The following is a 26,813-nucleotide window of genomic DNA, read 5'->3' on the forward strand; positions in this document are numbered from 1 at the left end:
CGAACCAGACGGCCCTGCCTCACGCAGAGCCGCATCTCTCACAGTCGAAGCTTCCATCCAATCAGCCTCTTACTGCTTTACCAATGGACAGCCGCCCTTATCGAGCGGACGGAACGCTTCGTTGCCCGGAATGGTGCGCAGAACTTTGTAATAGTCCCATGGTCCTTTGGATTCCTCAGGAGATTTGACTTGAACAAGATACATGTCGTGTACCATACGACCGTCTGCACGCAGCTTCGCATTGCGGGCGAAGAAGTCGTTGATATCCATCGTGCGCATCTTGTCGAGCACTACCTTGCCACTGGTGGACTTTGCCGCCTCCGACGCCTTGAGATAATTCATGACAGCCGAATAAACGCCAGCATGAACCATCGTTGGCATTTTGCCGTTCATTCGTTCGCCGAACCGCTTCGACCAGGCGCGGGTTTGGTCATCATAATCCCAGTAAAAGCCGGTAGTGAGTGTCAGGCCTTTTGCCGTTTCAAGGCCGACACTATGGACGTCGGAGAGAAACAGCAGCATGCCCGCGATCTTCTGGCCGCCCTGAGTAATGCCATATTCATTGGCTTGCTTGAGAGCCGTCATCGTATCGCCCGACGAGTTGGCAAGAGCGATCACGTCAGCGCCCGATGCTTGCGCCTGAAGCAGGAAAGATGAGAAGTCAGTGGTTTCACGTGGGTGACGAACAGAGCCCACAACTTCACCGCCGCTTGCCTTGACAGCTTCTGTCGTATCCCGTTCCAGGGCATGACCGAAGGTATAGTCAACGGTAATGAAGTACCACTTCTTGCCACCTTCCTGCGTCATCGCGCGACCGGTGCCATTGGCAAGCGAATACGTATCCCAAGTCCACTGCGCCGTCGTTGGCGAGCAGGCTTTGCCCGTCAGGTCCGAGGAACCTGCGGTGGATGCCAGAAAAGCTACGTCCTTGTCGCGCGTGATTTCTTGAACTGCCATGGCGACCGACGATGTCGGCACGTCGATAATGGCTTTGACATTCTTCTCGTCAATCCAGCTGCGCGCCAGCGTGGAACCGATATCCGGCTTGTTCTGATGATCGCCGACGATGACTTCGATGGACTCCCCATTCAACTTGCCCCCGAAATCCTCGACGGCCATCTCGGCCGCAACGACTGAGCCTTCGCCAGCAAGATCGAAATTCATGCCGGACATGTCCGTCAGCACACCCAGTCGAACTGGCTCCGCCAAAGCCGGGCTCGCAAGCATCATTGCGGCAAATGCACCCGAAAGCATCATTGATTTCATTGTCATGGTTTTCCTCCTCCCAAATAATAACGGTGTCAGCCCGACTGGCTGTTGCTTTCTGCAATCAGCCTCGCCAGATAGAACTGGTCTGCTTCATAGGGCGCAGCCCAATTGGCGCGGTGTTCTTGATCAATGGCCCTCTTGGTCATCCGCAGGGCTAAAGGCGGGCATTCCGCAATTGTCTGCGCGAAGAGTTTTGCAGCTTCGACCGCGCCACCCGCAGGCGCAATCTTGTCGCAAAGCCCCATATTGAGCGCGTCCTGCTCGCCGATCCGCTCATTGGCGAAAAGCGCGCGCTTGGCACGTGTCGGACCGATAAGCGACGACAGGAGGGGCAAACCGCCCCAACCCAGCGTCATGCCCAGACGGACTTCGGGAAACTGAAAGAATGCGCCGTCAGCCATAACGCGAAAATCAGCAGCCAACGCGAGAATGCCGCCGCCACCAACAGCTGGGCCTTCGACCGCTGCGATGGTGATCTGCGGCAACAACCGCCATCGATCACACATGACACCGCCGAGCGACATAGCCGCGTGACGAGAAACGGCGTCCGCATTGTTGCGCCACAGATTATCGTCCTTCAGATCGACACCACCCGAAAAGCGACTTTCGGTGCCAGTAATAATAACGACCTGAACCGTGTCATCCGCCGATAACTCATCCGCCGCTTCTATGAGCGCCTTGATCGCTTCTTCATTGAGAGCATTGGCCTTGCCGCCACGGTCATAGCGCGCCACCGCAATCGGTCCTTCGCGCTGGATATCGACTATGGCCATTTCCATCCTCCCAATTGTTTTCGCTTTGACATACTACCGAGTATGTTGCATATTCCAAATAGGTTTGCAACTGCCCTCTTTTGAGGTTTAGTTGCGGCCCGGGTAGGAGGAATTCAGAATATGACGCCAGACCAGCGTGCGCTCGACCGCAACCATTCCGTGTTGCGATATCTTCTCGATCAATATGCAGCGGAGCGCCCCACAGCACCATTCGTGCATTTTTGGCCATCGACCGAATGGGATTACAAAACGACCCGGGACCGCGTTCGCCAGCGTGCGGCGACATTGAAATCCCACGGCGTGAAACGCGGCGATCACGTCCTTTGTTTTATGGGCAACGGGCCGGACCTACTCACCACCTGGTTCGCCATCAATTACATCGGCGCGGTCTATGTGCCGATCAACACCGCAGCCCTCGGTCGCCCGCTGGAACATATTCTGGATGACGCGGATGCGCCACTGATGGTCGCGCACGCCGATCTGGTAGAACGATTGCAGGATGTCGCTCCGGGCAAACTGCGTAAAGTCTTGGTGGTCGAAGGTGTCGTAAACCACGCCATCTCTGGCGTGGAAATCCTGCCTTTGACTGACGTAGAAACCGTCAGCGAAACCGAACTCGTTCTCGACACGCCGATTGAGCCATGGGACACGCTTGCCATCATGTACACGTCGGGTACGACGGGCAATGCCAAGGGTGTCGTGACCTCTTATGTGCAGCTTTATACGATGGGGCCAGGCGCCTTTGATTGCGTCGATGAAACGGACCGTTGCATGATCTGCGGTCCGATCTTTCATTGCGGTTCCACGCTCTATGTCTATGCAATGCTGGCGCGCGGACTATCGATTGGTATGATGCGCGAGTTCAAAACACAGCACTTCTGGCAAGCAGTGCGGGAAACAAACTCGACCTACTGTCTGTTGCTGGGTGTGATGGCCAGTTTCCTCTTAAAACAGCCGGTTTCATCGGATGATCGCAACCACCCGCTGCGTCGTGCCTTCATCACGCCATTTGGCGAAGACGGTCCATTATTCGCCGAGAGATTTGGCGTGGAGGCATGGACCATCTACAACATGACCGAAATCGCCAGTCCGCTTGTTGCCGGTCCCGGCATTACCCAAAAGGGCATCGCGGGGAAGCCGCGCCCCTGGTATCAGTTGCGTGTCGTCGACAAAAACGACATCGAAGTGCCGGATGGCACAGCTGGTGAACTTGTCATTCGCTCCGACCGTCCATGGGCTTTGATGAAAGGCTATTACAACAATCCGAAAGCCACCGTCGAAGCCATGCGTAATGGCTGGTTTCACACCGGGGACAGCTTTCGCAAGGACGAAAACGGCGTTTATTTCTTTGTTGACCGTCTGAAAGATGTGATCCGCCGACGCGGCGAAAATATCTCGTCTTTCGCTTTGGAGGCCGAAGTTCTTTTTCACGACGCTGTCAAGGAATGCGCGGCTATCGCAGTCCCAAGCGAGTTGAGCGAAGATGAAGTCCTGATCGCCGTAACGCCGGTGGAAGGACAGGAAATTGTCGCCGATGAATTGCTGGATTTTCTTGCAGGCCGCCTGCCCCGCTTTATGGTGCCGCGTTATGTACGGATTTTGGAATCTCTTCCAAAGACGTCCAGCGGTAAAATCCAGAAGCATATTTTGCGCAGCGAAGGGGTTACCGGAAACACGATCGATCGCGAGTTGAAGGTGAAGCGCGCAAGTTGATTTGCAGAAGCTCGACACCGATAAATCGAAAGAACTGAACACATGGAAAATTTCGTTTTCAACACAACGCCATCCATCGTGCTGCAGACCGGTGGTCTGGCGAAGATCGCCGATATTGCCGGACACCTGTTGGGCAAGCGCGTTGTGATCGTGACTGACAAGGGATTGCGCAAGCTCGGACTTCTGGACCCTGCAATAAATGCGCTGGAACAGGCAGAAATTGCCGTTTCGATCTTTGACGACGTGCAGGCTGATCCGCCAGAAAGCAATGTTCTCGCGCTGAAAGATCACATCCTGGCACATGAAGCGACAGGTGTCCTCGCCATTGGCGGTGGCTCCTCAATGGATGTTGCAAAGATTGCAGCCCTGATCGCAAAGAGCGGTGAAACGCTCAACGACATTTACGGCGTCAACATAGCGCGCGGTCCGCGTCTCCCGCTTGTTCTGGTGCCGACAACAGCGGGCACCGGGTCGGAAGTCACACCGATTTCGATCATCACCACGGGTGCATCGGAAAAGAAGGGCGTCGTTTCTCCGCTCCTGCTGCCGGACATGGCAATCCTCGACGCAGATTTGACCGTGGGTCTGCCAGCAGCGGTAACTGCCGCCACCGGCATCGATGCGATGGTGCACGCCATTGAGGCCTATGCGTCAGCGTCTGCCAACAACAATCCCCTGTCGCGCTCATTGGCGCGCAACGCTCTGCAATTGCTTGGCTCCAATATCCGCACAGCGGTCTTTGATGGCCAGAACCGTGATGCACGGGCTGCCATGCTGCTTGGCTCGTTGCTTGCCGGTCAGGCCTTTGCCAATTCTCCGGTGGCTGCAGTCCACGCGCTCGCCTATCCGATTGGTGGGCATTTCCATGTTCCGCACGGCCTGTCCAATGCGCTCGTGCTTGCACATGTATTGCGTTTCAACCTGCCGGAAGCGGGCCATATCTACGCGGAAATTGCAGCAGATGTTTTCCCGGAACTTGGCGCCGTGTCTACAGAGAAACGCGCTGAAGCCTTTGTTGAAAAGCTGGCAAGTCTCAGCCGTGAGCTTGGCGTACCGCAGACATTGCGCGAAGTGAATATCACGGAAGACGATCTGCCCCTACTTGCGCGCGACGCCATGAAACAGACCCGCCTTCTGGTCAACAATCCGCGTAAGGTAACCGAGGCAGACGCTCTGGCGATCTATAAAGCCGCATATTAATAGAGCCTCAGTTGGGATCATAAAAAAGGCCGGTCAAACCGGCCTTTTTCGTTTCCATTAACAAATCTCGAACAGGCCTGCTGCGCCCATGCCGCCGCCGACGCACATGGTCACCACCACGTAACGTCCATTGCGCCGCTTGCCTTCAATGAGGGCGTGCCCGGTCATACGCGCACCCGACATTCCATAAGGATGGCCAATCGAAATAGCGCCGCCATTCACGTTGAGCTTCTCATTGTCGATGCCAAGCTTGTCGCGGCAATAAAGCACCTGCGCTGCGAAAGCCTCGTTCAACTCCCATAGATCGATATCATCAACCGTCAGGCCATGCTGCTTCAGCAGTTTCGGCACGGCATAAACCGGACCAATGCCCATCTCGTCAGGCTCACATCCAGCAACGGCCATCCCGCGATAGATACCGAGCGGCGAAAGGCCACGCTTTTCCGCTTCCTTCGCTTCCATCAGCACGGATGCGGAAGCACCATCCGATAGCTGCGAGGCGTTGCCTGCGGTAATATAGCCGCCCTGCGCGATGACCTGACCACCGGCAAAGACAGGCTGCAATCCACGCAAGCCTTCCAGTGTGGTTTCAGGGCGATTGCCTTCGTCCATGGCCAGCTCGATGATTTTCGTGGAAATTTCCCCCGTGACCTTATCCTTGATCAGCATGGTGGACTGAAGCGGTACAACCTCGGCGTTCAACCGGCCTGCTGCCTGTGCTGCTGCCGTGCGTTGCTGCGATTGCAGCGCATACTCGTCCTGCGCCTCACGTGAGACGCCATAGCGCGCCGAAACGATCTCGGCCGTCTCGATCATGCTCATATAGGTGGCGGGCAGATGCTCCGTTAGCCAAGGATCGCGCCAGCGATAGACGTTCATATGGTCGTTCTGCACCAGCGATATCTGCTCCACGCCGCCGCCAATGGCAATCGTCATGCCATCACCCGTAATCTGCTTGGCGGCTGTCGCGATAGCCATGAGCCCAGAAGCGCATTGACGATCCATCGACTGGCCAGGCACCGAAACCGGAAGGCCAGCCCGCAACAAGGAAGTGCGGGCGATATTCATATGGGTCGTGCCTTGCTGAAGCGCCGCGCCGATAACGACATCCTCCACCTCGGCACCGTCAATGCCTGCACGTTCGACAGCAGCGGCAATTGCATGCCCTGCCAGCGCTGGGGCTGTCGTGTCGTTGAAAGCCCCGCGGTAGGCTTTGCCAATCGGCGTACGCGCAGTTGATACGATTACAGCTTCTCTCATCAGAGCTCCTCCACTGATGCCGGAACGTAAAGCCTTTCGGCTAATTCTTTGAGTTCCGGGGTTAGCGGAACAGGTCGTCGTGTGTCTCGGTTGACATAGACATGCACATATTCACTTACAGCAGCCGTCAGCTCTTCGCCATCCTTGAAGATGCCAAATCCCCACAGCAAACTTGTGTTACCGATATGCTCGACGCGCACCCCGACAACGACATTGTCAGGATAGGAAATCTCGGAGAAATAATTCGTTGAATTGCGCGCCACGATGCCGATGGGCGTGGAACCACTCAGCTCCAGAGCGCCTCCCGCGATCAACGACCGGTTCAGTGCTGCATCGCAATATTGCATATAGACGACGTTATTGACGTGGCCGTAAATGTCCATGTCACTCCAGCGCGTCTGCATCTCGTAGAACTCCCGATAGGCTGACCGGGGTTCAGCCTTCGGGCGCGGCTTTTGCACCGTCATTTGACGACCTCGTTCGCCCTCGACGTTGCAATGATGCGGTCAACATGCGCGAAACCGGCGTCGGTTTCGATAAAGTTGGTCATATCATCGATCTTTGTGAAAGCAGCGGCGACGGCTTCCGGCGTACGTTCGCCTTTCGGCAGATAAACGCCTTCGCTTTCAACAATCGCCATACGGGCCACGGTCCCTGCACCTGCCAGAAGAACGGTGCGGCTCGGGGCCTGTTCGCTGACGAGGAAGAGAGCAGCCGGAACGACGTTTTCCGGTGCAAGGCGCACCAGCATTTCTTCGTCCAGCACATCTCCGGTCATGCGTGTGGCAGCCGTTGGCGCAATTGCATTGACGTGGATGTCGTACTTGTCGCCCTCAAAATGCAACACATTCATCAGGCCAACCAGCCCGGCCTTGGCTGCACCGTAGTTGGACTGACCGAAATTGCCATAGACCCCCGATGTAGACGTTGTCATAAGGATGCGGCCATAATTCTGGCCTTTCATGACATCCCACACAGCGCGGCTCGCATTCGCAGAGCCAATGAGATGCACGTCAACCACAGCGCGAAAATCGGCCATTTCCATCTTTGCGAAGCTCTTATCGCGCAAGATGCCGGCATTGTTGATGAGAATATCGATGCGGCCAAATTCTTCGACAGCGCGCTTTGCCAGCGCCTGCATATCTTCGAACTTCGTGACGTTGCCAGCATCGGCAATAGCCACGCCGCCCTTGGCGCGAATTTCCGCGACAACCTTTTCCGCCGCTTCAGACGCGCCGCCTGTTCCATCCCGGCTGCCGCCGAAATCGTTCACAACGACTTTTGCGCCCCGCGCTGCCAGTTCAAGGGCATAAGCGCGCCCAAGCCCACCACCAGCACCTGTTACGATTGCAACGCGATTTTCGAAAGAAATGGCCATATGATCCTCAACCTACTGTCAGAATAAGCCAGTCAGCAGCAAGTGCCGGCTTTGCTTCGTCTTTGATTTCAACCGTCGCCCCAAGAGTCTGGAGCTGACCATTCCCCTTCGGCTGAACCGATTTGGAATTGAACACGCCGCGAATAGAAGACCCCACTTTTACCGGAGCCAGAAAGCGAACCTTGTCGAAGCCATAATTGATTTCGACCGCACCGGCTGCAACTTCCGGCAATACCTCGCGACTGAGTTTGGTCAGCAAGCCTAGAAGCAGAAAGCCATGTGCGATAGTACCGCCAAAGATGCTTTCCTTTGCAGCGCGCTCCGGGTCCGTGTGAATGAACTGATGATCATCGATCACATCAGCAAACCGATCCACAAGCTGCTGATCGATCTTGATCCAGCCCGAGTACAGAACCTGGCTTTCCGCGCCTGCTTGGCGCGCAGACGCAGCTGAATTAGGGTTTATTTCCAAAATTATATCCTCCAAGCGCCGAAAAATGGACGCTAGTCGCATTAATCAACAACATACTCAGTAGTATGCACTTGAACATGGCTTTGTCTAGTGGCATTTTGTCATCGAAATTTGCTAGGGTTGGTTGCCGCTTACCTATGCATAAATCGGAGTAGCAGATGGCTGACAGCCGCCGAAATAACCGAACGGACAGTACCGGGAATGTCGTAATCCTGGAAACAGCCGCTCAGTGCTTCATGGAGCAGGGCTTCTCCACAACTAGCATTGATGATGTGGCGCGCAGGATGGGCTCGACCAAAGGGCGCATTTATCACTACTACTCATCGAAGACGGATTTGTTCTTCGACGTCCATCGCGAAGGTATGGATCGACTGTTCAAGGCCGTCGAACCGGTGATGACGCTGAACGGCTCAGGCCTGCACCGGCTTGAGGAGATGCTCATGGCGCATGCGCTCGCCATGATGACCAACGTCGCTTTCGAAGCAGTGGTGGTGCAGGGCGTTCATATGCACAAGCTTGCGGCGACGACACCCGACCAGCGCCGCACACTTAATGAGCTGATCTCAATCAGACGCCGGTTTGAAGATCTGTTCAAGCAGGTCATTCGTGAAGGCATGGAGGATGGCAGCATCCGTCATGTCGACGTATCAGTAGCGGCAAAGGCTGTGCTTGGTGCCATCAACTGGCTTTCAATTTGGTATCAGCCGCGAAGTGTAGAAACCGACGCAGACAGGATCGCGCTCGCCAAGGAAATCGTGAGCATACAGATCAAAGGCCTGCATTCGTGAGAGGCGCCTTACAGCCTCTCATGGATATTGCCTAAGCCCTTTGACGGGCTTCACTTCGCTGCAACGAACCGATCAAGTTTACCCAGCGTTTCCAGACCAAGCTCAATTGCCCCGAAGCCTTTGGCATTCTGGAACTCAGCGGCTGTGCTGAACACCATTCCCAGGGTCACTGTCGTGAAGCCGTCATGATCCTCAAACGACGCCCATGCATCCGCATGTTTTGGACCGTTCTCGCCCCATAGCAAGGTATAGCCAAGCCGTTCTTCTGTCTTGACCTCACCGTAGCGATGGTGGTTCGGGTATACTGTGCCATCGGGCCCGACCATATCGAAAACCCATTCGCCGCCCTGCCGCAGGTCGATCCTTTTTGTGCGGCACGAAAACCCCTCCGGTCCCCACCAAAGCGGCAAGGTTTCCGGGTTCAACCAGGCCTTCCAGACTACAGCGCGCGGCGCTCGAATGACTTTCTGCAATACCATGGTGCGCTCTGCAACTTGGGCCAGATTGTCCAGTCCCGCTCCGAAACCCGCTCGATAGCCAGCTTCCATATCGCTCGCCAGCGAAGACAATTGCACCGTTACGACAAGGCTGCTCCTTTCGCCGAGGTCAGAGAAAGCCGCCGTGACCAATGCCGCTGATTGCTTCACGCCCTCGCAGGAGATCACCTCGTAGTTCACGCTAAGCTTTGCGGGCTGCAACTCCAGCCAGCCGCATTCGCAGAGAATGTCGGACTGACCTTTCGCCTTACATAGCGAAACTTCGCGACCGCCAATCCGGGTATCAGCTTCCAGAAACACCACCTCGACGGCAGTCGTTGGCGCTGCCCAGACTGCCCGTGCGGCGGGAGCAGTCCACGCCTGCCAGAGAACCGACACCGGCGCGGCCACATCTCGCTCGAAGGTCAGCGTCGTGAAACGGCCTTCACCGTTGGGTGCTGCTTCGATGCTACTTGGCTTTTGAGTTTGTGTCATTTTCGCACTCCTCCATCACACTCATTACAAATGCATCAAGACGATCCAGACGGGATTCCCAGATGGCGCGCTGCTCGTCCATCCAGCTACGCGCTGGCTCCAAAGCCTCTGGACGGATAGCGCACGTCCGTATCCGCCCATCCTTGGATGACACAATCAAACCGGCTTCCTCCAGCACGGAAAGGTGTCGCATCACCGTTGGAAGGCGAAGGCCTGTCGGCCCGGCCAGATCCGTCACCGCCGTCGGCCCTCCAGCCAAACGGGTCAGGATCGACCGGCGTGTGGGGTCTGCCAGCGCGTGGAACAGAAGCGAAAGGTCTGGATCATGCTTAGCCATATTGCTAACTATTCAGATAATAGAAAAATGCGCAAGAGAAAACTTAGCGATTTGGCGAAGTTTCCCTTGCGCTGGCATCTCTATCAGCAGAACAGCACCATACCTAGCCGCAATAGGCGCGGATGATTTTGCCGGTGTCGGGGTCGGTTTCAATGGTTATACGTTCCTGCCGGAAATCCATTGTAACCGGATCGCCTGGCTTCACCTGGCGGACGATGGTTGCGCCGGTGAGCTGCATGGCAGCCTCGTCCGTCATTTTGTCCTTGCCAGCAAGAGTTTCTGCGACATCCTTCTTGCAAATTCCGGCCTGAGCTTCAGCAGCTGCCGGGGCCTGCTCTTTTTGACATGCGGCAACGGCAAGCAGCAGCACAACTCCAGACAACCAAGACGCGCGACGTATGAAATCCATGACCAAGATATCCTTTCAGCAACAAAATCGGCTACTGGCATCGCATTGTCACGAAACACCAGTGGTCTTGCGAAGGTGCATAATCGCTCTCAGATGACCAGAACATGAATGCAATACGATTTTCGGTTGGCGCAACAAATCTGTGTCGGTATGTTTTGCCCGAACAAAGATCGGCATCGGGATGGAACTATGAACCTGCACAATGGAAGCAAATGGGCGAGATTCCGCTCTGCCTTGCTCCCATTTATCATATGGCTTCTGCTCAATCTTCTGGTGATCGGCGGCCTCGCCATTTACCAGCGATCCGAATTGTTGTCCGAACTCCAGGCGGCCAGTTTCACGTTACATCGTGAAGCTTCCCAGCGAGCCGTTCAGCATGATGCCCATTTGACGGCGCTTTCAACGATTGCGCAATCCAAGGTGCGGACCGCCGAACTTTCGCAGGACGATGTGTTTCTGGAGGTCGCTACGACCATCACGCGCTTCTATCCGCGTATTGATGAAATTCAACTTGTGCCCATCGATCCGGCAGCGCCTGTCACCGGCACGAGGGAGCTGGAACCGGAGCTCACCGCAGCCATAAGAGCGGCGGCACTTTCATCGAGCGGCGTCCCGAAACTGATCACACCAGCAGCGCGTCCCGGACATTACATGATTGTAAAACGGAGCCCGAACAACGATGATCCGCACGATGGATTGGCGCTATCGATCAACGCCGACGCGCTGATCAGCTCGGACGACGCATTCTGGCGCCGCAATGGTGTCGCACGCCGTATTCTCATGCCTGATGGAATGGTTCTTTTCAGCAGCCCCGCTTCATTTGGCGCGGCGCTCTTTTCCAAGCAATTGGGAAGCGCCTCCCAGCCGCTTCTTTTCGAAACCGCAATGAATGTGGGATGGGCTGCCCTGCTGCCAGTGGACCAGTTGATCCCGATCCTCATTCTCACAAACTTGCTGTTTTTCGGCGGATTGGTGATCCTTCGCCAGATAAAGCGCACGCGCCAGGCGGAACGCCGCGCTGAGCTGAGCAGCCTAGAAGCCCGGCTGGCGCATGCTTCGCGCGTCAATACGATGGGCGAAATGGCAAGCGGCATGGCCCATGAACTGACGCAGCCACTGACCGCACTTCTGGCGGGCGCACAGGCCGGACGCCGGCTATTGAGCCGCAACAACACAACAGCGCTCGCTGGCGCGCTTGACGATATGGTGGATCAGGCGCGCCGCGCTTCCGCTATTCTGGATCGTCTGCGCAACTGGTCACGACCGCAACGTAGGGAAAACGCCCAAGCCGATCTCCGTCTTTCGATGCAAAATGTTCAGACCTTGCTGGCTCCGGAAGCAAAACGGCAAAATGTCGATATAGAACTTCTGATGCCCGACAACCCTTTGATGGCTGCAGTAGACCCTGTGGAGATGGAACAGGTTATGTTCAATCTCCTGCGTAATTCCATCGAGTCTTTTCATGATACGGACACCAGCAATCATCGGCAGGTCAAAGCTTCTCTGCAGGCTGATGGAAGCTCGGCCATTCTGGAAGTTCAGGACAATGGCCCCGGTGTGGCACTGGAACTGCTGCCTCGTCTGTTCACACCCTTCACGACAAATCGGCCCGAAGGAACCGGCCTCGGCCTTGCCTTGAGCCAGCGCCTTGTCGAACGCTTCGGTGGCGAGATTTCCTATATCCCGCAAGCGCAAGGCGCGCTATTTCGCGTGGTACTCCCAATCGTTGCCGACAGAGAAAGTAGAAGTTGATGGCCCAGCCTGTCTATCTCGTGGATGACGATACAGCGGTCAGAAAAGCGTTGAGCCTTCTGCTCTCTACCATCGACATTGAGGTCAGGAGTTTTGCCGATCCATCCGCGTTTCTTGCACAACTGCCGCAACTGACGCCGGGATGCCTGATTTTCGACATTCGTATGCCCGTGATGACGGGCCTCAAGCTGCAGGAACTCCTGGAAGCGCAGGCAATCGACTGGCCCGTGATCATTATTTCCGGCCATGGCGATATCGAAGCCTGTCGCCGTGCTTTTCGCAACGGTGCCGTGGATTATCTCTCGAAACCGGTCGATGAGCAGGACTTGATCGATGCAATCCAAAAAGCCCAGCAATTGCTGGAAAAGAGGCTGGGCAGCAAGGCATTAAAGGCTGAAACTCTAGCCTTGCTCGATGCGTTGACCGCACGCGAGCGTGAGGTTCTGGAGCACATAGCGCAAGGCTTCACCACCCGGCAAATTGCGGACGGTCTTGGCCTGTCGCCAAGAACCATCGACAGCCATCGCGCCGCCATCGGTGTAAAACTGGGCACCACATCTCAGGCAGAAATGACCCGCTTGTGGCTGGAAGGGAACGCTAATCCGTAGAACTACGGATAAGATCGCAAACGCTACGGATTCAGTTTTGGGACAGGCGAAGTTAGGTAACGTTCATCGAAAACGAGGAACGACCATGATCCGCAAACTTGCAATTATCGCTTTGTCGCTGGCTCCGGCTACCGCTTTCGCCCAAACTCTTCCAACGACGCCCTATCTGCCGCTTGATCTGGCAACCAAGGCCGCTCAGGCAGCACTGGATGCTTGCGTTGCCAAGGGCAACAATGTGAGCGTTGCGGTTGTAGCACGCGATGGATCGACAAAAATCCTGCTCAAAGCTGATCTTTCCGGCCCACACACCGGCAACAGCGCTGTAGGAAAAGCGTTTACCGCAGCAGCGCTTGGCCGCGACTCCGGCGAGCTTGCCGAGTTTATCGCTTCAAAGCCAGCCAATAGCGGCATGCGCGATATGGATTCGCGCTTTGTCATTCAGGCTGGCGGACTGCCGATCAAGATTGGCGATGCGCTGGTTGGCGGAATTGGCGTCGGCGGCGCACCATCGGGCGCAATTGATGCAGAATGCGCACTGGCCGGTATTCAGGCAATCGTAGCGAAGTAAGAGACGTCGGGGTCGGGTAATTAACCCGGCCCCTATTTTTCAATGATGACATATCACGATCTTGAAACAGCTTCCCTTTTCATGGATGAAGGCGGAATAATTCACTCCATCGGCATGTGAAACAGGGAAGTGTTGATGACCGTTACAATATACCACAATCCGAAATGTGGGACGTCTCGCAACACACTGGCGATGATCCGCGCCAGCGGAGAAGAACCTGTCATCATCGAATATGTACAAAATCCGCCGTCGCGCGAACGACTGGTCGAATTGCTGAAAGCAATGCAGCGGACACCGCGCGAACTCCTTCGTGAAAAGGGTACGCCTTACGCAGAGCTGGAGCTGCAAGATTCAAAGTGGACCGATGACGAGTTGATCGACTTCATGATGGCACATCCGATCTTGATCAATCGACCGATCGTGGAAACGCGGCTGGGCACCAAACTATGCCGCCCATCGGAACTGGTCCTCGACCTTCTCGAAAATCCAGTTACGACATTCACCAAGGAAGACGGTGAAACAATCACTTACGAAAAAGTGGCGCCTTGATAGGTGTCAAGCCTCGCCCTTGGCGAGGAAAGCTCGGACACGTTCGGCAACCTGAATTGTCGCGGGTGTATAGACCATCATGTTAAGATCCGGGCGACCGTCGATTGTGAATGTCGAAAACTCGAGTTCTATCGGCCCAAGCTCGGGATGATGGAGACGTTTGACACCCTCCCCGGAGCCGACGACCTCATTGTCGCGCCACAATGCAGCAAACTCCGGACTCATCTGCGTCAGTTCTTCAACGAGTTGCGCAATTTCGGCGCCAGCACCAGCACGCGCCGCGTCTGCCCTGAAGGCACCCACAACAAACCTCGCGACACGCAACCAGTCTTCCTGCGCGGCCTTCACCCGCGAGTCCGTGAACATCATGCGCAGAATGTTTCGCTCACGCCGGGAACGCTTTGCATAATCCGTCAGAATCATGCTTGCAGCCTTGTTCCAGGCAATCACGTCCCAGGTCGCTGTCCTGATGAGCGCAGGGCTGTCGGGAATAGCGTCCAGCACGCCTTGCAATCTTGGCGTGATGCCATCCTGCTCTTGAAACCGCACTTCCGGAGGATGTCCGAACGCGAGAACATGGAGATGTATGCGCTCCGGCTCAGTCAGCATCAGTCCCTTGGCGATACGCTCAAGCACATCTGCCGACGGCGCACCACCACGACCCTGCTCCAGCCAGGTGTACCAGGTCGGGCTGATATTGGCGCGCTGCGCGACTTCCTCTCGCCGTAATCCCGGCGTCCGCCGACGCGCGGTTGAAAAACCGAACGTCACCGGATCGAGACGCATACGGCGATCACGCAGAAACTGGCCGAGAGGATTATCGTTGACGAATGGCATGCCTAGCCTGTTGGTTATTATACCATGATAATATCACTACTTTAACATGATTATTCGCCGGTGATAATCCATTCCTGACAGGAACGGAGAACAAGAAATGCGTATATTTCTCACAGGCGCAACCGGCTTCATCGGTTCGCGTATCGTGCCCGAATTGCTTGGCCGAGGCCATCAGGTGCTCGGCCTGACGCGGTCAGATGCTGGAGCAAACATGCTCGCTGCGGCAGGAGCAGAGGTGCAACGCGGCACGCTTGAGGACCTTGCTAGCATCCGCGCCGGTGCGGCTCAAGCCGATGCTGTGATCCATACGGCATTCGATCACGACTTTTCCAATTTCATCGCGAATTGCGAGAAAGATCGCCGCGTAATCGAGGCGCTGGGCTCTGTACTGAAGGGCTCGAACCGGTCGCTGTTGATAACCTCAGGCACCGGCATCGGCGACCCCGGCAACTGTCAGCCTGCGACGGAAGATGCGTTCAACCCTCACCATCCCAATCCGCGTATCGCCTCTGAACTCGCCGCGCAGCGCTTGCTGGAAGATGGTGTCAACGTGTCAGTCGTGCGGCTTCCACAGGTACATGACACGATGAAGCAGGGTCTCATCACACCATACATTGAAATATCGCGGGAGAAAGGAGCTGTTGCCTTTGTAGGAAAGGGCCAGAACCGCTGGCCCGCCGCACATGTTCTCGATGTCGCCAAACTCTATGCTCTGGCTTCCAACAGAGCAGAGCCTGGTGCGCGCTATCACGCCGTCGCAGAAGAGGGCATCGCTGTGCGGGACATTGCCGAAATGGTCGGAACGGGGCTTGGCCTGCCGGTCATCTCCCTTTCACCTGACGAGGCAACAAACCATTTCGGATGGCTCTCCATGTTCGTCAGCTTCGACATGCCAGCGGCAAGCACGCAAACGAGAGCAAAGCTTGGCTGGGAGCCCAAGGGACCAAGCTTGCTCTCTGACCTGAAAGAAATGGATTACAGAGCCATTCGACCGTAGAAATTTATCTAAATAACAGGGATTGCGCCTTTAATAAAAAAGTCAAAACAGAAGAATATTTGCAAGAAACAGGCCTCACCGTCACAAAAAACTCTGATAATTCTGCTTGATTAAGCAAAGCGATTTGATAGTAAGGTCGCTCAACAAACAGTCAGGATCACGCCAGAATTCCGGATATGATGAATATTTTTCAAAGCTCCCTGAATATATCGGCCGTTTTGAAGAATGTGTCATCATTTCCCCTGATGATGGATGCCAGATCAGACGATGCCATTGGGTTGCTGCACACATAAAACTGCAGCGACCCCGACACTCCCATCACGACGAAACATGAAGTTCGATCTGGCACGGCCGGTCGTTCTTAAAAACGTTTGGGTTTTCAAATGGCTATCTGGACTGAATTGGCAAGCGCTGGCAACGACGCTGGCGACCAAATATTGTTGCGACAAAGAGGCGACATCTACGAAATTCGCTACAACGGGCTGGAATTGATGTCGAACATCAATTTCCAATCGGAGATTGTGCTCGCCGAACGTTCTCTGCGTTTCTTGCGTCAAACACCAAAGAGAATTCTGATCGGTGGACTGGGTATGGGGTTCACGCTCAGAGCGGCACTCGATTATGTTCCACCGGAAACACAGATCACGGTGTGCGAACTCATCCCCGACATCGTAGAATGGAACCGCTTATTCATCGGCCATCTCGCTGATCATCCGCTGCATGATCGTCGTGTCGAGTTGCAGATCGGCGATGTCATGGAAACGTTGAAACAACGCCCTTCAACGTTCGATCTGGTCTTGATGGACACAGACAACGGCCCCGATTTTCTGGTGCGGGAACAGAACGACGCTATTTATTCTGGAAACGGTCTGGCTGCGTTGGGTCGGGCCTTAACACCGACAGGGACGGCAAGTTTCTGGTCAGCGACAGCATCATCCAGGTTTGAAGCAATGCTCGACGCGGAGCAATGGGAATGGGACCGTCACGATGTGTGCCTGATCAGCGGCAGAGCCGATGCATTCCACCATGTCTATTCTGTCAATCGAGGCTTGCAGGGGCCTCTGCAATCGCGAAATGCGGGCAATTCTTATCAATTGATTGGCGCCTAGCAGACCAAGATTGAGGAAAGCGGCTCTCAAGCCGCTTTTCAGCATCGCATCAACGTAGCGTCGACACGCGGCCCTGGAGAAAATTCTACTCGGACTGTATAATATGCTAGGCGTGCGGCACGCTGGCTGATAAGTCCACGGTACCAAATCGTGAAAACTACATAGTCACAGAAGCAGGCATGATGAGTCACGAATCCCATGATCCAGGCGGCAAGGTTCGCCTGAAAATCAAACCGGAAATCAGAGGAGACGCAGTCTTCTCTGAATGCGGTCGATATCGTCGGCTTCTGACACGTGAATGGGACGGAGCGGATAAGGACGGTTATGTGCTCTGGATTGGTATGAATCCAAGCACAGCCGCCTATGATGTCGATGATCCCACCGTTTTCAAAGAGCAGAAATTTACGCGCCGCTGGGGCTACAGCCGCTATGTGAAATGCAATGTCATGGACTATCGTGCGACACATCCGAAAATGTTGCTGGAAGAAGGTGTTATTCCCTGCACTGACGAGAATGTTCAGACAATTCTCAAGCAGGCCAAAAAAGCAGCAATTGTCGTTATGGCCTATGGGTCGCTTCACAAGAAGCTCGCGCATCACGGAGAAGTCGTGACGAACATGTTGCGAAGCAACGGTATCTCGCTCCATGCGCTGAAGATCACCAATAACGGCTCGCCGGGGCACCCGCTATATTTGAAGGATACGAGCGAACTGATCATTTACTGATCTGTTGCTAACGGCAGGATTCGAAACATTGATTACAGGCCGGGAACGCAACTGATAGGCAATCCGGGCACCGGCAGACTAACGACAGAAAGACAGAAAATTGGCCAAGAACCCTCCTCGCAATCAGGCTGGCTTTGCAACACGAGCAATCCATGTCGGTCAGGAACCAGATCCGTTGACCGGAGCCGTGATCCCGCCGATTTATCATGCGACGACTTATGTGCAGGATGGTATCGGGGCAAGCAAGGGTTACGACTATACGCGAAGCGGCAATCCGACCCGCAACAACCTTGAGCGCTGCCTGGCAGACCTTGAAGGCGCAGAAGCCGCGTTCGTTTTCCCGAGTGGACTTGCAGCCGCTGCAACACTGCTGGAGGCGCTTCCTGCCGGCTCGTCCGTTCTGGCCCATAACGATCTCTATGGCGGCGTTTACCGATTGCTCGCCGATGTTCGGCCAATTACGGCGGCGCAGAATGTGCGCTTCGTAGATTTTTCCGACGAGGCTGCGCTGCGCGAAGCCGTCGCCGAACATAAGCCTGCCCTGCTCTGGTTCGAGACACCGTCCAATCCGACACTACGCATTGTTGATCTGTCGCGGGTTGCGGAACTTGGCAACAAGGCCGGTGCGATTACTGTTTGCGACAGCACCTTCTCATCTCCTGCTGGCCAGCGCCCGATCGACCATGGAATCCATGTCGTCGTTCATTCGGCAACGAAGATGCTGAACGGCCATTCGGACCTGCTGGGTGGCGTAGTCGCCGTATCGGCGAATGCACATGCGGGGCTCGCAAAACGGGTGGGCTATTTGCAGAACGCCCTCGGCTCCGTCATGTCGCCGACGGATTGTGCTCTTTTGCACCGCTCTTTGAAAACGCTCGAAATCCGTAGCGTCCGACAGTCGCAAACGGCGCTGAAGCTGGCGACGAGCCTTGAACAAAGAGCGGAAGAGCTGGGTCTGACGAGAGTTGTCTATCCCGGTTTGGCAAGCCATCCACAACATAAAATGGCCGCCGATCAGATGATCAATTTCGGCTGTGTGATCTCTATCGAAGTTGGCGGTGACCTCGCACGCGTCGAGCGCATTTTGACTTCGACGCGCTATTTCCACTTTGCTGTCAGCCTTGGAAGCGTAGAGAGCCTCATTCAGCACCCGTCGTCGCTGACCCATGCGGTTGTCCCTGAGGACCAGAAAAGCCAGCTCGGAATTAGCGCTCAGCTTATCCGCATTTCCATCGGCCTCGAAGATCCGGAAGATCTGGAAGCCGATCTTGTGCAAGCATTGGTGAACAACCGCTAAGCTCCACTTGAAGGCGAAATGGCTGAGCGTTTATCAGCCATTTCGTTTCATCGAGTATGGCAGGAAAAAGAGATATAGCCCCGTCGCTAGCAGTATGAACAGCGGCAAAAGAGGTGAATAAACCACCCAGGCTGGCGGCTGGCCGAAAGCCATAGTGGCGAAATTCGCGATCACGGTAAGCGTAAATATAATTGATAGCCAGCGGTGAACCTGCCGGATGGATTTATTCAAGACCATTTTTTCTCTCCCTTTTAAAAGCCAGCCCTAGGCGTCATGGCTGGCCCTTTTGTTATTCGTCCACCTTTATCCGCTTCGAATATTCCTCGAAGCGGCAGGTTCAATCCACATTGGCCGCCACGGCTTCGAGCTTTTCGAGGAAACCTTGCCATCCGTGTTGAGCACCATGAAACGCCTGCGTCTGATCCGGCCTGAAACCAGTCTGCTCCATCCGCAAATGTGTGCCGACGGCCGTTGGTGTCAGCGTCAAAGTCACGACACTTCTGAGATTATAAGCGTTATTCTCGTGGACGTGGTTCCAGGTGTAAGACAGCTGCTTGTTCGGTTCGACAACCAGAACTTCACAATCCAGCACACCACCCCACTCACCGCGAAGCTTGAACTGATGCCCGACTGTCGGCGCGAAGTCATTGTTCATCAGCCAATCGGCGATCAGATGAGGCTCAGTCAATGCACGCCAGAGCTTCTCGGGCGGATAAGGCATCTCGCGTTCGACGACCACCGTGCGAGTCTCAGTTGATATCTCGCTCATTGGTCCATCCTCCTCAATAAGTCTTCAAGGGCGTCAAACTTCTTCTCCCAGAAGCCGGTCATTTCCTGCGCCCAGTCTACGAGCGGAGCCAAAGCCGCATATTCGGCTCTGTAATGGCTCTGGCGACCTTCATGACGGTCGCTCACGAGCCCTGCCCGCTTCAGCGCGGCGAGGTGCTTTGAGACGACGGGTTGAGAAACCCCCGCTCCCGCAGTCAGAACCGTGACCGTTTTTTCCCCCTCACGGCAAAGGCGTTCAAATATCGCCCGCCGGGTTGGATCGGCCAGTGCTTTGAAAACTTCATCCCGTGTCGCAGTCACTTAATTCATACCTCAATGGCTATGGATAAATTCATAGCTAAACAGCTATGCGTTTGTCAAGCACGATAATATTCGCTTCAAGAGCCGGTCGTGATTGTATGCACATGATTATGCGCATATACTGGACCGAAAGGAGACTTCGATATGTCGGAGCATGAAGCAGCACGCATATTCAAGCGTGCGACCAATCTCTCAATCGATAGTGAGCTTCTTGCTGAGGCCCGTCGGCATAAGATCAATATTTCCAGAGCGGCCGAACTTGGAATTGCGCAAGCAGTTGCCGCCGCCCAAGCGACGCGCTGGAAGGAAGAGAACCGCGCTGCGATACAAAGCTCGAATGCTTATGTCGAAGCAAACGGCTTGCCTCTCGAACGCTATCGCCAATTCTGATGGCCCGATATGACGTCTATCCTAATCCCGGTGGCGGCTATGTACTGGACGTGCAGGCCGACCTGCTTGATGAGCTGAAAACGCGCATTGTCATTCCACTCATCAGCAAGACATCGGCCCCGCTTCCCGCAAAGCGCCTCAATCCCAGTTTTGAGATTGAGGGTGAAGATTATATTCTCGTCACCCAATTCATGGCAGCAATTCCGGTCTCGGCTTTGAACGAACCGGTAACAAATCTCAAGGCCGCGCACGATGAGATCGTCGCGGCCCTTGATATGGCATTTCACGGCTTTTGAAGCGACAGGCAAACATTGCGAGCCATTAGCTAGAGTATCTCTCCGCCGTCGATAACAAGCGCCAGTCCGGTGACAAATGCCGCCTGTGGCGAGGCGAGATAAACGATGCCTGCCGCTATTTCCTCTGCGGATGCCCAGCGTCCCATCGGTATCGTTTTGGAGACATAGTCTTCGAGAGCCGCGCGTCCTCCCATCTGCTGTTCAAATCCGGCATTGAAGGGCGTATCGACAAAACCCGGACAAAGCGCATTAAAACGGATGTTTTCACGTGCATAGTCCGCCGCCATCTGACGCACCATTGCGACCGCTGCGTGTTTTGTGGTGGCATAGGAGATCATCCCACGATCATACTGGCACCCAGAATTGGACGCGGTGATAATCACCGATCCTCCACCTTGCGCTCGCATTGGCGCGAGTGCTGCCTGTGCGACGACGAAATGCGAACGCACATTAAGTGCCCATGCCAGATCCATCTGATCGGGCGTTACTTCCTCGAGTTTTCCCGCGATCTGTATGCCGACGTGAGAATGCACGATATCAAGCCTGCCATAGCGTGCGGCGACACCGACAACTATGTCAGTGATAGCGGCGTCATCGCGCGCGTCGAGTGCTGCGCTCTCGGCTTGCCCTCCATTGGCCCGGATCGCTTGTGCCGTTGCTTCCGCAAGCTCTGCGCGCAGATCCGTGACCATAACAGTTGCGCCTTCTGCCGCCATGGCGATTGCGCCTGCGCGACCGATACCCGAGCCTGCACCTGTTACGAGAGCAACCCGGCCTTCAAGACAAGATTTCATGATTTTTTCCCTAGAATAAGCGCAGAATGCACGGGGTTAAGGCAGGCGTTGGAAACGCTTCTGATCCTTATTGCCCTGCCGGTTTTCCACGCCGAAGAATGACTTGCGCGAAGACAAGCAGCAGCAGAGAGAACACCATCACCATTGTGCCAATGGCATTGATCTCCGGTGTCACTCCGCGACGAATTGACGAAAAGATGTAGATCGGCAGAGTCGTCTGTGGTCCGGCGACAAAGAAAGCGATGATGAAGTCATCGAAACTGAAGGTGAAGCTGAGCAAGAAGCCCGCCATCATCGCTGGCATCAACATGGGCAGCGTTACTTGACGGAAGGTTGCCAGCGGTCCTGCACCGAGGTCGGAGGAAGCTTCGATCAACGAGCGATCCATACCATCGATGCGGGCACGCACCAGGATAATCACAAGCGACATTGTGAACAGCACATGTGCCGCGATGAGCGAGCCATACCCCAGAGACAGCTTCAGCCCCGTCAGCGCCTGAAGCCAGGGATTGACCGTATTGAATACCGTCACCAGCGCGATCAGCGTTGCAATACCGATGACGATACCGGGAATCATTACCGCGATAAAGATCATGGCATCAAAGAGAACACGTAGTTTGCCCTTCAGACCGGTGAGCGCAATAGCCGCCATCGTGCCCAGCAGGCACGAGATAAATGCCGAAGTCAGAGCGACAGACGCCGAGGTCTTGAGCGCGTCAATGACGAATGGATTTTCAAGCGCCTTGGAATACCATTGCGTCGAGAACCCTTGCAGCTGGCTTGCCGAACGGCCCGCAGAAAAGCTGAAAAGCGCGATAATCCCGATAGGAAGATAGAGGAACAGGTAAATCGCAGTAGCATAAATGCGCATCATTTCCTCACATCAAACTGACATCTTCGCGCGCAGTTCCCATCAGGCGCAGGAAACGCATGTAAAGGGAGACGACAAGCAACATGATAGCCACCAATGTTATCGACACGGCCGACCCGAACGCCCAATTACGCGATTGCAGGAACAGATCGACAAGCGCATTGCCGACGAAGAAGACGTTACCCCCACCGAGCATCTGTGGGATGAGATATTCCCCCATGAGCAGGATGAAGACGAGCATTGAACCAGTTGCCACGCCGGGCAGCGACAAGGGCAATGTGATCTGCAGGAAGCGCCGCCACGGAGGCGTACCCAGATCATCCGCCGCTTCCAGCAATCTGCGGTCGAGCTTTTCCAGACTCACATAGATCGGAAAGAACATCAGCGGCAGATAGCCGTAGACAATGCCCACCAGAACAGCGAAAGGCGTGTTGATCAGCCGGAAATCGCCGAGACCAAAAGCAGACAGCAATTGAGGGATACCGCGCCCGCCGAGGAGGAATATCCAGGCATAGGATCGGATCAGGATTGAAGTCCAGAATGGCACGATCACCAGCACCAGCAGCAATGTGCGCCACTGCCTGCCCACCCGCAATGCGAGATAATAGGCCAGCGGATAAGCGAACAGGAGCGCTGCAATCGTGCCAATTGGCGCGAGCGTCAATGTGTTGCGGAATGCGGCCCAGCGGCTTCCGAGATTAGCGTATTGCGCCAAGGTGAAAGCCGGCTCATAGCCGCCTGCCGCCCCGCGTTCCCCAAAGGAATAGACGAGCACGACTGCCAGCGGTAATACGAGGAGTGCCGCGTACCATAGGCCCGCGGGCCCCAGCAGGAGCCAGCGCATTTTTCGCTGAGACAATGCCATCGCTGTCCGTCCGGTTATGCCGATTTAAAACGGGCGATCAGTTCCGCCCGGTTTGGATCAGTTAGCGTGACTGCCGCTCCAAATTCCAGTGTGGACAGAAGTTCTGCCGCAGGATGAAGGATCGGATCATTGCGCATTTCTTCCGACACAAGAGCTTCGACGCGGGCATCAGGCACAGGATAACCATGGAAGGCTGCCTCGCGCGCATTGACCGACGGGTCCAGCAGGAAGTTCAACAAAGCGTAGGCACCTTCGCGATTGGGTGCGCTTGTCGGGATAGTGTAGAAGTCGGACCAGATTTCCCCACCTTCCTTGCCGAGCGTGTAATGGATTTCCGGCAGGTCGCGATTCATCTGCTTCGCATCACCGGTCCAGCACATCGTCAACCAGGCGTCGCCATTGCGCATGGAAGGCTGATAGTCGGAGGTAATAGCAAAAAGATGCGGCTTCACCTCAATCAGCAATTTCTCCGCATCGGCCAACTCTTTCGGATCGACAGAATTAAACGAATAGCCATGATATTTCAGAGCATTGCCGATAGCAGTCAGCTGATAATCGTGGATGATCGTGCGACCGGAAAAGTCGGTCTTGGTCAGATCAAAGAAGTCTTTCCAGCTGGTGAAAGGCGCTTTCGCCTTGCTGCTGTCCCAAGCCATACCCGTCGTACCCCAAAGTTTGGGGATACCATAGAGCCTTCCGTCCACAGTGCCGGGCGTTGCAAAACGCGCTTCAAAGGACTCAGCATTATAGTTGGGCAGCTTCGTCAGATCGAGCGGCTCGATCATCTTGCTGTCGGCATAGGTGCTGATGGCATAGTTTGTCGCTACAACAATGTCCCACCCCGCACCACCAGCTTGCAATTTGGCGAACATTTCCTCGTTTGAACCGAAGACATTCACCTGTACCGCTGCGCCGGTTTCCTTCTGGAACGCCGCCAGGTTATCGGGATCTTGATAGTTCGGCCAAGTTGCAATCGAAACGCGGTCGCCAATATCGCCTGCCCACGCACGCGATGGTAAAAGCCCCGGCAATGCACTTGCCATAACAGCTGTCGCAGCACCAAGCCCGGTCACGCCAAGAAAATGGCGGCGCGTAACGGAGCCCTTCTGGTACCGGCGGAGTTCCTCCATGAATGCCTGCCGGGAAACCGGCGTATCTTTCTTCGTCATTTTATCCCTCTCTTTTATTATTTGTGAACAGCACTTAGCATTTTAAATCGCGCCCAACCTGAGGCACGATCCCGATGTAGCTCCCGTAGAACCTCTATTCACTCCCAAGGATCAGGCCTGTACCGTGGTCCCAGACAAGGTGAGCCGCAGAACCCACATCAACACCCGGCAACGCGCGTTCGGCCTGCCTTGGCACCAGAACCTGCAACGATCCAAGAACCGGATGGGTGAGCAAGAATTCAATGTGTTCGCCAAGGAAGATCTTGTTTGCGACCTGCACTTCAATCGCCGTCTCCCCTTCCGCCGGTGAAACGGTCAGGCGCAGCGCTTCCGGTCGGATCATGATGTCGACGGCCGCTCCCGGCGCCACACCAAAGGCGGCCTCAACCACGACCTTATGACCCGTGGCCAAGCTTACCGTCACATGATCATCGTCAATATGCTCAACTTTCCCATTGAGAATATTGGCGCGCCCCACAAAGTTGGCGACATATCGATTAGCCGGGCGATCATAGAGTTCCCGTGGCGTCCCGATCTGCGCGATACGACCATTGCCCATGATGCAGATGCGGTCGGACATCGACAGTGCTTCTTGCTGGTCATGCGTGACCAGCACAAAAGTTATGCCCAGCTTGCGTTGCAAGGACAAAAGTTCAAGCTGCATCTCTGTCCGCAGTTTAGCGTCCAGTGCTGCCATCGGTTCGTCGAGCAACAATATTTTTGGTTCGTTCACGATAGCGCGGGCCAGCGCCACACGCTGTTGCTGTCCACCCGACATTTCCCATATCCGCCGCCCACCGAAATCGGCAAGACGAACGGTTTCCAGTGCCTTCGCGACGCGAAGGTCGATATCGGACTTTGCCAGTCTCGGGCGGCGCTGTCTTAGTCCGTAACCCACATTCTGTGCCACTGTCATATGGGGAAAGAGGGCGTAGCTCTGGAACACCATGTTGACGGGACGCTTATAGGCCGGTGTCGTGCCGACCTCTGACCCGTCGATCAATATTTCGCCTTCGCTTGGTTGTTCGAAACCGGCGAGCATTCTCAGCGCAGTTGTTTTTCCGCAGCCCGATGGCCCCAAAAAGGAAAGGAATTCCCCCCGCCGGATTTGCAGATTCAGCTGACTGGCCGCAAGCACAGCGCCATAACGCTTGGTGGTGCCGACAAATTCCGCAACTGTGTCGCCGCTTCGACCAACTGAAGCCTCGGTAGCGTATACCATCAAAATATATTCCCCTAGAGAGCTTTGCCTGAAGCGGCATATCCCTTATTTTTGAAAAAACATATAAAAATACTCGATATGTGTATATATCACAAAAGGCATATAGACGGAGATTCCTGATGAACTGGACGTTGGCCTCTGCACGGGTCATCGATGCGTTGCACCAACCGCAATTTGCGGCGGCGCTGATCGAAGCGATCCGCACGGTTGTGCCCTTCGAGCATACCGTCACCTTTGCATATTGCGGCAACCGGCGGCCAATCGCTTTGCATTCGGAATTCCCGGTATGGAAACACAAGGTCATGGTCGAGGATTATCAGGAGGGCCCCTATCTCCTGGATCCATTTTACCTGCAATCGTCTCTGCCCGGCGATCCGAGCCTCATACGGCTGCGGGATTTGGCACCTGACCGGTTCTATCAGGGAGAGTATTTCCGCAATTATTATGTGCAGACGGAGCTGGCCGAGGAGATTGGTTTCAAATTCAGTGTAGAGCCAAACGTTTGCGTCATCATTTCTGCGATGCGAACGTCAAAGCCGTTCTCGGCGCGCGAGCTGCGTGATCTAACCGAGTTGGTGCCTTTTGTGGCCGCGGTCGGGCGACACAACTGGGCGGATCTGGCGGAACGATTTGAGCAGAATGCAACAAAACCGAGAGGAGAAAACCTCTCGGGACTTATCGAACGTGCTTTCCGCAATTTGGATAGAAACTCGTTGACCCCGCGCGAGATCGAGATCGTGGGCTATGTCCTGCGCGGATATTCGGCTGACGCGACAGGGCACGCACTGGGAATATCGTCCGGGACTGTGCGCATTCACCGACGCAATATCTATGGCAAACTCCGTATCGCCTCCCAGGGAGAACTATTTTCAATGTTTATCAGCGCTCTTAACCCAACGGAGTTTACGTCTCAAATTGATAAGTAATCTTGTTGTGGCTTGGCGCGGTGTGTAATTGACGATAGCGTTGGTCATTGAGGCTTACGGTCAGCAACACCTCACTGATCTGCGCTAGGGCGTAGACTCATAAACTGATGCACCAGATGCGGACAGCGATCAGTTTGACAGCAGCGAGGAAATTGTCCGGGTTCTTGTCGTAACGCGTG

The 26,813-nt window shown here is 55.1% G+C and carries 32 protein-coding genes and 1 pseudogene; 14 read left to right on the forward strand and 19 right to left on the reverse strand.

The annotated features are described in order from the left end of the window. Positions 1-69: 69 nt before the first annotated feature. Complete coding sequence (locus tag FHW00_RS23635) at positions 70-1,272, reverse strand: ABC transporter substrate-binding protein (RefSeq protein ID WP_078341175.1); 1,203 nt, start codon at positions 1,270-1,272, stop codon at positions 70-72. Between the two features lie 29 nt (positions 1,273-1,301). Further along, positions 1,302-2,042, reverse strand: a complete 741-nt coding sequence (locus FHW00_RS23640) for an enoyl-CoA hydratase/isomerase family protein (protein ID WP_078341174.1) — start codon at positions 2,040-2,042, stop codon at positions 1,302-1,304. A 120-nt stretch (positions 2,043-2,162) separates the two neighbouring features. Here FHW00_RS23640 and FHW00_RS23645 point away from each other — a divergent pair, with 120 nt between their 5' ends. Then, positions 2,163-3,755, forward strand: a complete 1,593-nt coding sequence (locus FHW00_RS23645) for an AMP-binding protein (protein ID WP_078341173.1) — start codon at positions 2,163-2,165, stop codon at positions 3,753-3,755. Positions 3,756-3,797: 42 nt separating this feature from the next. Beyond that, complete coding sequence (locus tag FHW00_RS23650; RefSeq protein ID WP_078341172.1) at positions 3,798-4,955, forward strand: iron-containing alcohol dehydrogenase; 1,158 nt, start codon at positions 3,798-3,800, stop codon at positions 4,953-4,955. Positions 4,956-5,012: 57 nt separating this feature from the next. Here FHW00_RS23650 and FHW00_RS23655 read toward each other — a convergent pair whose 3' ends face one another. From FHW00_RS23655 to FHW00_RS23670, 4 genes are read right to left on the reverse strand one after another with little or no spacing between them, the layout of a single operon-like run. Then, positions 5,013-6,215 carry an acetyl-CoA C-acyltransferase gene (locus tag FHW00_RS23655; RefSeq protein WP_078341171.1) on the reverse strand — a complete coding sequence of 401 codons (1,203 nt, stop codon included), beginning with the start codon at positions 6,213-6,215 and terminating at the stop codon, positions 5,013-5,015. Further along, positions 6,215-6,682 carry an acyl-CoA thioesterase gene (locus FHW00_RS23660; RefSeq protein ID WP_078341170.1) on the reverse strand — a complete coding sequence of 156 codons (468 nt, stop codon included), beginning with the start codon at positions 6,680-6,682 and terminating at the stop codon, positions 6,215-6,217. Before FHW00_RS23660 ends, FHW00_RS23655 begins: the two co-directional genes overlap by 1 nt. After that, the gene (locus tag FHW00_RS23665) at positions 6,679-7,593 is read right to left on the reverse strand and encodes an SDR family NAD(P)-dependent oxidoreductase (protein WP_078341169.1); all 915 of its coding nucleotides are present in this window, start codon (positions 7,591-7,593) and stop codon (positions 6,679-6,681) included. Before FHW00_RS23665 ends, FHW00_RS23660 begins: the two co-directional genes overlap by 4 nt. Positions 7,594-7,600: 7 nt before the next feature. Next, the gene (locus FHW00_RS23670) at positions 7,601-8,059 is read right to left on the reverse strand and encodes a MaoC family dehydratase (RefSeq protein ID WP_440631639.1); all 459 of its coding nucleotides are present in this window, start codon (positions 8,057-8,059) and stop codon (positions 7,601-7,603) included. A gap of 164 nt (positions 8,060-8,223) precedes the next feature. Here FHW00_RS23670 and FHW00_RS23675 point away from each other — a divergent pair, with 164 nt between their 5' ends. After that, a complete protein-coding gene (locus FHW00_RS23675) occupies positions 8,224-8,853 on the forward strand; it encodes a TetR/AcrR family transcriptional regulator (RefSeq protein WP_078341167.1) in 630 nt (209 codons plus the stop codon). A 50-nt stretch (positions 8,854-8,903) separates the two neighbouring features. Here FHW00_RS23675 and FHW00_RS23680 read toward each other — a convergent pair whose 3' ends face one another. The 3 genes from FHW00_RS23680 to FHW00_RS23690 all read right to left on the reverse strand — a co-directional run bounded on the left by FHW00_RS23680 (position 8,904) and on the right by FHW00_RS23690 (position 10,570). Next, complete coding sequence (locus FHW00_RS23680; protein ID WP_078341166.1) at positions 8,904-9,824, reverse strand: SRPBCC family protein; 921 nt, start codon at positions 9,822-9,824, stop codon at positions 8,904-8,906. Further along, positions 9,799-10,161, reverse strand: coding sequence for an ArsR/SmtB family transcription factor (locus tag FHW00_RS23685; protein ID WP_078341165.1), 363 nt, complete (start codon positions 10,159-10,161; stop codon positions 9,799-9,801). Before FHW00_RS23685 ends, FHW00_RS23680 begins: the two co-directional genes overlap by 26 nt. A 103-nt stretch (positions 10,162-10,264) precedes the next feature. After that, entirely contained in the window at positions 10,265-10,570 is a 306-nt protein-coding gene (locus FHW00_RS23690) for an I78 family peptidase inhibitor (RefSeq protein ID WP_078341164.1), read from the reverse strand. Between the two features lie 189 nt (positions 10,571-10,759). Between FHW00_RS23690 and FHW00_RS23695 the strand changes: the two genes are divergently transcribed. The 4 genes from FHW00_RS23695 to arsC all read left to right on the forward strand — a co-directional run bounded on the left by FHW00_RS23695 (position 10,760) and on the right by arsC (position 14,047). Further along, positions 10,760-12,322 (forward strand): sensor histidine kinase, encoded by a 1,563-nt coding sequence (locus FHW00_RS23695; protein WP_078341163.1) that lies wholly within the window; start codon positions 10,760-10,762, stop codon positions 12,320-12,322. Further along, entirely contained in the window at positions 12,322-12,930 is a 609-nt protein-coding gene (locus FHW00_RS23700; RefSeq protein ID WP_078341162.1) for a response regulator transcription factor, read from the forward strand. The genes FHW00_RS23695 and FHW00_RS23700 overlap by 1 nt, the downstream gene beginning before the upstream one ends. 85 nt (positions 12,931-13,015) lie before the next feature. After that, the gene (locus FHW00_RS23705) at positions 13,016-13,498 is read left to right on the forward strand and encodes a GlcG/HbpS family heme-binding protein (RefSeq protein WP_078341161.1); all 483 of its coding nucleotides are present in this window, start codon (positions 13,016-13,018) and stop codon (positions 13,496-13,498) included. Positions 13,499-13,633: 135 nt separating this feature from the next. Further along, positions 13,634-14,047 carry an arsenate reductase (glutaredoxin) gene (gene arsC, locus FHW00_RS23710; protein ID WP_078341160.1) on the forward strand — a complete coding sequence of 138 codons (414 nt, stop codon included), beginning with the start codon at positions 13,634-13,636 and terminating at the stop codon, positions 14,045-14,047. A gap of 6 nt (positions 14,048-14,053) precedes the next feature. Here arsC and FHW00_RS23715 read toward each other — a convergent pair whose 3' ends face one another. Continuing rightward, positions 14,054-14,884, reverse strand: a complete 831-nt coding sequence (locus tag FHW00_RS23715; RefSeq protein WP_078341159.1) for a helix-turn-helix transcriptional regulator — start codon at positions 14,882-14,884, stop codon at positions 14,054-14,056. Positions 14,885-14,981: 97 nt separating this feature from the next. On the opposite strand from FHW00_RS23715, the gene FHW00_RS23720 reads away from it, so the two are divergent. The 4 genes from FHW00_RS23720 to FHW00_RS23735 all read left to right on the forward strand — a co-directional run bounded on the left by FHW00_RS23720 (position 14,982) and on the right by FHW00_RS23735 (position 19,012). After that, positions 14,982-15,881, forward strand: a complete 900-nt coding sequence (locus FHW00_RS23720) for an SDR family oxidoreductase (protein ID WP_078341158.1) — start codon at positions 14,982-14,984, stop codon at positions 15,879-15,881. Positions 15,882-16,264: 383 nt separating this feature from the next. Continuing rightward, positions 16,265-16,990, forward strand: a complete 726-nt coding sequence (locus tag FHW00_RS23725) for a spermine/spermidine synthase domain-containing protein (RefSeq protein ID WP_078341157.1) — start codon at positions 16,265-16,267, stop codon at positions 16,988-16,990. A gap of 179 nt (positions 16,991-17,169) precedes the next feature. Further along, the gene (locus tag FHW00_RS23730) at positions 17,170-17,715 is read left to right on the forward strand and encodes a DUF1643 domain-containing protein (protein WP_440631591.1); all 546 of its coding nucleotides are present in this window, start codon (positions 17,170-17,172) and stop codon (positions 17,713-17,715) included. A gap of 100 nt (positions 17,716-17,815) precedes the next feature. Continuing rightward, the gene (locus FHW00_RS23735) at positions 17,816-19,012 is read left to right on the forward strand and encodes a trans-sulfuration enzyme family protein (RefSeq protein WP_078341156.1); all 1,197 of its coding nucleotides are present in this window, start codon (positions 17,816-17,818) and stop codon (positions 19,010-19,012) included. A gap of 33 nt (positions 19,013-19,045) precedes the next feature. Here FHW00_RS23735 and FHW00_RS23740 read toward each other — a convergent pair whose 3' ends face one another. The 3 genes from FHW00_RS23740 to FHW00_RS23750 all read right to left on the reverse strand — a co-directional run bounded on the left by FHW00_RS23740 (position 19,046) and on the right by FHW00_RS23750 (position 20,101). Continuing rightward, the gene (locus tag FHW00_RS23740; RefSeq protein ID WP_078341155.1) at positions 19,046-19,249 is read right to left on the reverse strand and encodes a hypothetical protein; all 204 of its coding nucleotides are present in this window, start codon (positions 19,247-19,249) and stop codon (positions 19,046-19,048) included. A 100-nt stretch (positions 19,250-19,349) separates the two neighbouring features. Next, complete coding sequence (locus FHW00_RS23745) at positions 19,350-19,781, reverse strand: SRPBCC family protein (protein ID WP_078341154.1); 432 nt, start codon at positions 19,779-19,781, stop codon at positions 19,350-19,352. Then, positions 19,778-20,101: an ArsR/SmtB family transcription factor gene (locus FHW00_RS23750; RefSeq protein WP_078341153.1), complete on the reverse strand. Its 324-nt coding sequence runs from the start codon at positions 20,099-20,101 to the stop codon at positions 19,778-19,780. The genes FHW00_RS23745 and FHW00_RS23750 overlap by 4 nt, the downstream gene beginning before the upstream one ends. Positions 20,102-20,245: 144 nt before the next feature. Here FHW00_RS23750 and FHW00_RS23755 point away from each other — a divergent pair, with 144 nt between their 5' ends. Further along, a complete protein-coding gene (locus tag FHW00_RS23755; protein ID WP_078341152.1) occupies positions 20,246-20,491 on the forward strand; it encodes a type II toxin-antitoxin system CcdA family antitoxin in 246 nt (81 codons plus the stop codon). Beyond that, entirely contained in the window at positions 20,491-20,787 is a 297-nt protein-coding gene (locus FHW00_RS23760) for a CcdB family protein (protein ID WP_078341151.1), read from the forward strand. Before FHW00_RS23755 ends, FHW00_RS23760 begins: the two co-directional genes overlap by 1 nt. A gap of 29 nt (positions 20,788-20,816) precedes the next feature. On the opposite strand, the gene FHW00_RS23765 is transcribed toward FHW00_RS23760, so the two are convergent. From FHW00_RS23765 to FHW00_RS23785, 5 genes are all read right to left on the reverse strand, one after another. After that, positions 20,817-21,581 carry an SDR family NAD(P)-dependent oxidoreductase gene (locus tag FHW00_RS23765; RefSeq protein ID WP_078341150.1) on the reverse strand — a complete coding sequence of 255 codons (765 nt, stop codon included), beginning with the start codon at positions 21,579-21,581 and terminating at the stop codon, positions 20,817-20,819. A 67-nt stretch (positions 21,582-21,648) separates the two neighbouring features. After that, complete coding sequence (locus FHW00_RS23770; RefSeq protein ID WP_078341149.1) at positions 21,649-22,452, reverse strand: ABC transporter permease; 804 nt, start codon at positions 22,450-22,452, stop codon at positions 21,649-21,651. A 7-nt stretch (positions 22,453-22,459) separates the two neighbouring features. Further along, positions 22,460-23,317 carry an ABC transporter permease gene (locus tag FHW00_RS23775; protein ID WP_078341148.1) on the reverse strand — a complete coding sequence of 286 codons (858 nt, stop codon included), beginning with the start codon at positions 23,315-23,317 and terminating at the stop codon, positions 22,460-22,462. Positions 23,318-23,331: 14 nt separating this feature from the next. Then, the gene (locus FHW00_RS23780) at positions 23,332-24,486 is read right to left on the reverse strand and encodes an ABC transporter substrate-binding protein (RefSeq protein ID WP_078341147.1); all 1,155 of its coding nucleotides are present in this window, start codon (positions 24,484-24,486) and stop codon (positions 23,332-23,334) included. 94 nt (positions 24,487-24,580) lie between these two features. After that, on the reverse strand, positions 24,581-25,708 hold the full coding sequence (locus tag FHW00_RS23785; protein ID WP_078341146.1) for an ABC transporter ATP-binding protein: 1,128 nt from the start codon (positions 25,706-25,708) through the stop codon (positions 24,581-24,583). Positions 25,709-25,827: 119 nt separating this feature from the next. Here FHW00_RS23785 and FHW00_RS23790 point away from each other — a divergent pair, with 119 nt between their 5' ends. Beyond that, the gene (locus FHW00_RS23790) at positions 25,828-26,634 is read left to right on the forward strand and encodes a helix-turn-helix transcriptional regulator (RefSeq protein WP_078341145.1); all 807 of its coding nucleotides are present in this window, start codon (positions 25,828-25,830) and stop codon (positions 26,632-26,634) included. A gap of 97 nt (positions 26,635-26,731) precedes the next feature. Here the strand turns inward: FHW00_RS23790 and FHW00_RS23795 are convergent. Then, positions 26,732-26,813, reverse strand: a pseudogene (locus tag FHW00_RS23795) (IS5/IS1182 family transposase); the annotation flags it as partial.

Origin of the sequence: Ochrobactrum sp. P6BSIII, from assembly GCF_014138065.1 — a bacterium.
In the GTDB taxonomy this organism is placed as follows: Bacteria; Pseudomonadota; Alphaproteobacteria; order Rhizobiales; family Rhizobiaceae; genus Brucella.